Genomic DNA, 6,735 nt, shown 5'->3' with positions numbered 1-6,735 from the left:
GCACGACCGGCGCCCTCCAGCGCCTCGTGGCCACCTGTCAACCACGCCCGGTGCCACTTCGATGCGGTCTGCTGTGATACCCCCAACGCCGAGGCCACATCGACCTGCCGCTCGCCCCGCTCGAACATCTCCGCCGCCCGCCTCCGCCGCTCACGCAGCGCCTCGAAATCCCGCCTAGCGGCGCCAGATTTGTTCTCACGGGACTGCTTACCCGTCGATCGTGAAGACCTCGCCACGCCACAATCATCCCACCGGGCAACACAAACCAAGCACAACGACACACCCTATAACCAAAAGATCATTAAAATTGGAATCGCGAACCGGGGCCGGGGCAGCCGTCGCGATTTTGCCTAAAATTGGGGCTTCGGTTCTGGGGGGTGGGTAGGTTTCCAATTTTGCCTAAAATTGGAAACCCGGGTTGGGGCGGGTCCTGCCTGAATTTGGGAATGGAGCGCGGCGGAACTTCAGGGGCGCTTGTCGATCAGGTGGGTGCGCAGGTCTTCGGAGGTCTGCGCGAGGTGGTCGATCATCGCCTGCCTGGCCCTCGCCGGATCTCCCGACTCCAGCGCCTGCAGGATCTTGGTGTGGTGCTCGATCGCGTTGGCGCGGATCTCGCGGACCGACGAGGTCTCCCGCCGGCCCTCGACGAGCAGCCGCCCGAACGGCTCGAACATCAGCGGGATGAACGCGTTCCCCGTCGCCTGCATCACGGTGTTGTGGAAGGCGATGTCGGCCGCGACGAACAGCTCCACGTCGTCGGTGTCGGCGGCGGACTGCATGTCCTGCAGCTGTTCCCGCAGCTGCGCCAGGTCCGCCGCGGTCCGCTTGACGGCGGCGAGCTCCGCGGCCCCGACCTCCAGCAGCCGGCGCGCGTCGATCAGGCTCTCCGACACCACCCGGCTCGACCGGGGCGCCGTGGCGGCCCGGATCATCGGATCCAGCGCGGTCCACTGCGCGGGCGGGTTCACGTAGGTCCCGCGGCCCCGCTGGATGCGCACGACGTTCTGCACCCGGAGCGCCTTGACCGCCTCGCGGACGGTCAGCCGGCTCACCGAGAACTGCTCGGCTAGCTCGCTCTCGGAAGGCAGCGCGACTCCAGGCGGATGGGTGCCGTCGATGATCGCCCCGAGCAGTCGCTCGGCGAGCTCTTCCGGCAGTGACACCCGGACCCCCTCGCGCGACATCAGATGTCCAGAACCCAGCGACCCTAAACGGCCCGTCCGCGCCCGGTCAAGTCCGCGGTCCACTGAGGACCGCCCACGGCCGCCGCCCGGCTGGGTATAGTCCGATGTGCTGGGAGTTTCGCGGACTTTGGTGGGGTTCTTGATGAGTGGTCGAACTCCCGTGGTGGAGTTGCTCCGGCAGCAGCAGGGCACCGCCACCGCCGGGGAGCGGAAGGTCTGCCGGTCGTTGCTGGCCGATTACCCGCTCGCCGGGCTGGAACCGGTGGCCCGGCTCGCCGCCCGGGCCGGGGTCAGCGCCCCGACCGTGCTCCGGCTGGTCGGCAAGCTGGGTTTCGTCGGGTACCCGGAGTTCCAGCAGGCGCTCAAGGACGAGCTGGGCGAGCGGCTGTCCTCGCCGCTGGACATGTACGCCAAGACCGCGGGCCGGGTTGGCGATCACGCCCTCGACCGGTCGGTGGAGGCCTTCACGCAGGGCATCCGGTCGAGCCTGGGGGCGGCGCCCGCCGCCGAGGTGGACGCGGCGGTGGCCCTGCTTGCCGACGCGCGCCGCCCGGTGACGACCATCGGCGGCCGCTTCAGCGGGATCCTGGCGCAGTACCTCGCCGGGCACCTCCGCGAGCTGCGGCCGCGCACCTCGCACGTGCCCGACGGCGGCGGCGACCGCGCAGCCGCGCTGCTCGACATGGGGCGCCGCGACGTGGTGGTGGCGTTCGACTACCGGCGGTACGAGAAGGCGACGATCCGGTTCGGCGATCTCGCCAAGGAGCAGGGCGTGGCGCTGATCCTGTTCACCGACCCGTGGCTGTCGCCGCTGGCCAGCTCGGCCGACATCGTGCTGCCCGCCAGCGTCCAGGCGCCGTCCCCGTTCGACTCCCTGGTCCCGGCCCTCGCCCTGGTCGAGGCGGTGGTGGCGGCGCTGGTCGACGAGCTCGGCGACGAACCGCGCAAGCGCCTGGCCCGCTACGACGACCTGGCCGAAGACGTCGCGGAGTAGCGACTCGGCGCGCCCGGCGGGTTTCCGCTGGTCATGGGGCCCGTGAGTACTTTGTGATGCTATGGCAGCACAAAGTACTCACGGGTTCTGACCTGGGGCACGGTGTCAGGCGGCGGCGAGGTAGCCCGCGAGCATGGCCAGGGCGACGTCGCGGATGCGGTCGTCCGGCGGGAGGAAGGTGGGGGAGTGGAGCAGTTCCGCGCCGCCGTGGGTGCCGACGAACATCATCAGGGACGGGAACAGCTCGGAGAAGTAGGAGAAGTCGTCCGACCCGGCCGAACGCAGGTCGTCGGAGACCCGCAGGCCCAGCTCGCCGAGCAGCGGGGCGGTCGCCTTCGCCAGCTCCGCGTCGTTGTCCAGGACCGGCTCGCCGTGCACGAGCTCGACCTCGGCGCAGCAGCCGTGCGCGCGGGCGGTCAGGTCGGCGACCTCGGCGAGTCTCTTGTGGACGTCCGTGCGATCGGCGGTCGCCATCGCGCGCACCGTGCCGCGCGCAACGGCTTGCCCTGGAACGACGTTCGCGGCAGTGCCCGCCGACAGGGTCGTCACGCCGAGCACGACCGAGGCCATCGGGTCGACGGTCCGGCTGATCATGCTCTGCAGCGCGACGATCACGTGCGCGAGCGCCACCACCGGGTCGTGCGTGCGGTGCGGGTACGCGGCGTGCCCGCCCTCGCCGCGCACGGTCAGCGTGAACTCGTCCGACGAGCCGTTGACCACGCCCGGCGTGCACGCCACCGTCCCGGCTGGCAGCAGCGGCTGCACGTGCGCGCCGATCACCGAACGGCACTGCTCTGCTTGCAGGACACCGCTTTCCGCGATCTCCGCAGCCCCCGAAGGATATGTCTCCTCGCGCGGTTGCAGCACCGCGAGCAGCGGCGCCGGACCACCGGCCGCGTCGACGGCGCGTGTCAGCGCGATCAACGCGGCGAGGTGCACGTCGTGGCCGCACGCGTGCATCGCGCCGGGATGCCGGGATGCCCAGTCGACGCCGGTCCGCTCGGTGATCGCGAGCGCGTCGAGCTCCGCTCGCACCGCGACGGCCGGGCCCTCGCCGCCGACCCGCACGACCGCGGCGGTGTCGCCGATCCGGGTCACCGCTCCCGGCAGGTTCGCCAGCGCCAGGTCCAGGGTGGGCCCTTCGGAGCCGGACACGCAGGGCCGGGCGTGGATCTGGTGGCGGATGTCCACTGCGGACTCCAGCTGCCGGTCCAGCTCCGTCAGCAGCCGCTTCACCGCTGGTCCAGGCGGTAGACGCGGCGCGCGTTGTCCTGGCCGATCATGCGGACCACCCGGATCGCGTCCGGCTCGGACCACTCGCCGGCCTCGACCCACTCCGAAAGCGCCTTGAGCATGCCCCGCCGCCACAGCAACGCGCCGAGGTGGTGCAGCTCTGGCGGGCCCCAGGCGTCGGAGGAGAACAGGATCTTCGCGAACGGCGCGAGCTCCAGCGACTCGGCGACCACCGCTGCGGAGCGGACGCCGCTGTAGTTCACGCCGAGACCCACGTCGAAGTACACGTGCGGGAACACCTGGGCCAGGTATCCGGCGTTGCGGTGGAACGGGTAGCAGTGCAACAGCATCAGGTCGACGCCGGAGGGCTCGACCAGCTTGATGAACCGCGTCAGCAGCAGCGGGTCGCAGCGGTGCAGCTCGACGTCGGGATCGCCGTACCCGGCGTGCAGCTGCAACGGCAGGCCCCGGTCGGCGCCCGACCACAGCAAGAAGCGCAGCAGCACCGGATCGTCCACGCGCGGGGAGCCGGACCGCAGCCAGTTCCCCGCGGCTGCAACGACTTCCGCCTCCGACGGGCGCTGCGGGTCGAAGTCGAAGCCGTAGCGGTAGGCGACGATGCTCTTGAGCCCGACCGCGTCGGCCGTGCGCTCCGCGAGCACCTCCGGGAACCGCGACGGCAGCTCGGCCGCGCCCACTCCGCTGCGCGCGAGATCCTCCAGCACCGTCTCCAGGCGCACGACCTCGTCGGCCGGGACGCCGGAGGCCGATGCCATCCCGCCGGGGGAGAGGATCTCGTCGCCCTTGTAACCGGTTTCGACCAGGTAGTGCCCGATGCCGCTGGCGGCCAGCAGCCGCCGGGTGACCTCCTCGGCACCGAGTTCTTCCCGCCGCGCCACGTAGTCGGCCGCATCGGCGTGCGCGGGCAGGCCGAGGACCGGGGCGCACCAGCGGCGGATGGCGAAGCCCAGCTGCGAGTCGAACTGCGTCATCCACGCCGGCACCGGCCGGTCGGATTCGGTGAGCATCAGCTCCAGCGCCGGGCGGTCCACCTCGCCGGCCAGCGCGCCGTGCACGTGGTGATCCACCAGCGGCAGGCCGTCGACGGCCGCCGCGAGGTCCTCAGTAGACATCCGCGATCCTCCGGGTGCGTTCCGCGTCGTCGAGTCCGTCGAGGTGCGCGAGTTCGGTGCGCTTCACCGAGAGCTGCGTGGCCAGCAGCGACGGGTCGAACCACGATCGCACCACGCCGTCGGATTCCAGCGCTTTCAACGCCGATTCGAGCGAGTCGGGCAGCGCGGGCACTCCGGCGAGGTCGGCCTCGGCGGCGTCCTCCGGCTCGTCGTAGCCGGAGGTCAGGCCCGCCAGCCCGGCCCGGATCAGCACGCCGAGCGCGAGCCGCGGGTTGGTCAGCCCGGCGAGATCGCAGGTGGCGACGAAAACGGTGGTCACAGCGCGCTCCTCGCGTCCTGTGGTTCCTGGGCGGCGAGTTCGGCGGTCAGCCGCTCGCCGATGCGCTGGGCCAGCCCAGGGGCGGCCAGCAGCACGACGGCACCGGCGAGGCACCAGGCCCCGGCGATCCACGGGAAGTAGGAGAACGGCGCGGGCTGACCGGTGGACTGCGTGAAGATCACGAAGCCAAGGTAGGCGATGCCCGCGATCGGCAGCACGATCTCGTACTTGGGGATCGAGGCGCGGCCGGAGAGCGTGAAGGCGATGACCCCGGCCCCGGCGACGGCGTAGGCGACCAGGATGCACAGCACGCCGATGGTCGCGAACCAGTAGTACGCGTCGAACGCGGAGATCCCGAACCCGGCGACGATCGCCACCAGGATCGCCGCCACCGTGCACACGAACGCCAAGGCGGCGGTCGGCGCGCCGGTGCGCGGGTTGGTCCGGGCCAGCCGGGCGGGGCCGAAGCCGTCGCGGGCCAGGGCGTAGACCAGCCGCGCGGCGGCGGCCGACGACGACAGCGCGGAGGCGAACGCCGACGCCACCGCGGTGAACGCGATGACCAGCGCGAACCAGGCCCCGACGTACTGCTCGGACAGCGTCGCGAGGGCGGCCTCGGAGCCGGCGAATTCCGCGACGCCCGCCTCGTCGGTGCCGAAGCCGATGGTCTGGGCGAACATCACGAAGACGTACAGCACGCCCGTCAGCAGCACGCTGCCGACCAGCGCCCGCGGGATGTTGCGCCGCGGGTTGTCGGTCTCCTCGCCCAGCGACGCGCACGCCTCGAAGCCCGCCCAGGACACGAACGCGAACACGGTCGCGGTCATGACCGCGCTGAGGGTCGTCCCCTGCGCGGTGAAGACCGACAGATCGAGGGTCTGCCCGCGCGGGGCCGAGCCGCCCGCCACCCGGCCGATGACCACGAACGCCAGCACCGCCATCGCGACGATCCCGACGCCTTCGACGATCAGCAGGGTGCGCGCGGTGATGCGGGTGTCGCGCGAGTTGAGCAGGCCGACCGCGACGGCGGCGAGCAGGGCCACGACCAGCCACGGCGTCGCGGCCGGGATCCCCAGCGCCTGCAGGAAGGCGTGCGCGAAGACGCCGGTCGCGGCGAGCGTGCAGGTGAGGAAGAAGAGGTAGGTGCCCAGCAGCGCGAAGCCGCCGAAGAACCCGGCGCGCGGCCCGATCGTCGCCCCGGCCAGGGCGTAGACCGAACCGGCGTGGTTGAAGTGCTGCGTGAGCCGCCAGAACCCGTAGCCGACCAGGGCGACGCCGATCAGCCCGAGGACGAAGACGAGCGGCACGGCCTTCCCCGCGGTGGCCGCGACGCCCGCGCCGTTGAGGCCCATCGCGAGGGTCGGGCCCATCAGGCCCACCGACAGGGCCAGGGCTTCCCATAAACGCAGCTTGCGTGGGGCGCGGGTTCGATCAGGCACGGCTGCTCCAGCTGGCGGCGAACGGCGGCCGCCGGCGGGCGACCCATCGGCACAGAATGAAACATCCATTCCATATCGGCAGTCAATAGCCCATTTTGAAACGAACATGCCACTCCGCGCGACGCCTCCGGCGCGATGCTCCGCCTGGCGGGTCGTTTGCCCTGCTAGATGGCCGTGCGCCGGGGTGACGCAAGGCGTCCGCAAGTCTGTGATCAGCCGAAACGTCGCGGTCCGCGGGACGTCCTCCGTGCGGCGAACGGTCGAACGTGATGAACGCCACGATTCGGCGTCATCCCACGTGGCGGATGTCCTGTGTGGACGATCCGGCCGGTTGCCGGCTGAGCCGTTCGCGTGGCTAAATTTCCCAGCTCGGCGGCGATCCGCACGTCCATCGGCGCCCGGCGGAGACTCGATGTGGCGACCGGGTGGGGCC

The 6,735-nt window shown here is 71.3% G+C and carries 7 protein-coding genes; 1 reads left to right on the top strand and 6 read right to left on the bottom strand.

The genetic code is table 11. The features are described from left to right. Both BLW84_RS49960 and BLW84_RS25605 read right to left on the bottom strand, forming a co-directional pair. The coding region (locus tag BLW84_RS49960; RefSeq protein ID WP_281247442.1) for a helix-turn-helix domain-containing protein at nt 1-236 on the bottom strand (236 nt) is incomplete at its 3' end. 228 nt (nt 237-464) lie between these two features. Continuing rightward, nucleotides 465-1,163, bottom strand: coding sequence for a FadR/GntR family transcriptional regulator (locus BLW84_RS25605; protein ID WP_093269879.1), 699 nt, complete (start codon nt 1,161-1,163; stop codon nt 465-467). 163 nt (nt 1,164-1,326) lie between these two features. On the opposite strand from BLW84_RS25605, the gene BLW84_RS25600 reads away from it, so the two are divergent. Continuing rightward, entirely contained in the window at nt 1,327-2,178 is an 852-nt protein-coding gene (locus BLW84_RS25600; protein WP_093269838.1) for a MurR/RpiR family transcriptional regulator, read from the top strand. 105 nt (nt 2,179-2,283) lie between these two features. Here the strand turns inward: BLW84_RS25600 and BLW84_RS25595 are convergent, their stop codons facing one another. The 4 genes from BLW84_RS25595 to BLW84_RS25580 are packed head-to-tail and all read right to left on the bottom strand — an operon-like array spanning nt 2,284 to nt 6,302. Beyond that, nucleotides 2,284-3,414, bottom strand: a complete 1,131-nt coding sequence (locus BLW84_RS25595; RefSeq protein ID WP_218157461.1) for a M20 metallopeptidase family protein — start codon at nt 3,412-3,414, stop codon at nt 2,284-2,286. Next, on the bottom strand, nt 3,411-4,544 hold the full coding sequence (locus tag BLW84_RS25590; protein WP_093269836.1) for an amidohydrolase family protein: 1,134 nt from the start codon (nt 4,542-4,544) through the stop codon (nt 3,411-3,413). Before BLW84_RS25590 ends, BLW84_RS25595 begins: the two co-directional genes overlap by 4 nt. Beyond that, entirely contained in the window at nt 4,534-4,863 is a 330-nt protein-coding gene (locus tag BLW84_RS25585) for a hypothetical protein (RefSeq protein ID WP_177226675.1), read from the bottom strand. Before BLW84_RS25585 ends, BLW84_RS25590 begins: the two co-directional genes overlap by 11 nt. Next, nucleotides 4,860-6,302, bottom strand: coding sequence for an APC family permease (locus tag BLW84_RS25580; RefSeq protein WP_218157460.1), 1,443 nt, complete (start codon nt 6,300-6,302; stop codon nt 4,860-4,862). Before BLW84_RS25580 ends, BLW84_RS25585 begins: the two co-directional genes overlap by 4 nt. Between the last annotated feature and the right edge of the window lie 433 nt (nt 6,303-6,735).

Source organism: Saccharopolyspora shandongensis, assembly GCF_900106995.1.
GTDB classification, from domain to species: Bacteria; Actinomycetota; Actinomycetes; order Mycobacteriales; family Pseudonocardiaceae; genus Saccharopolyspora; species Saccharopolyspora shandongensis.
This window is presented reverse-complemented; position numbering and strand designations above follow the sequence as displayed.

Bases quoted from the DNA above. Each gene is read 5' to 3' on its own strand.
- BLW84_RS25600 (WP_093269838.1), top strand. From the start codon at position 1,327: ATGAGTGGTCGAACTCCCGTGGTGGAGTTGCTCCGGCAGCAGCAGGGC.
- BLW84_RS25590 (WP_093269836.1), bottom strand. From the start codon at position 4,544: ATGTCTACTGAGGACCTCGCGGCGGCCGTCGACGGCCTGCCGCTGGTG.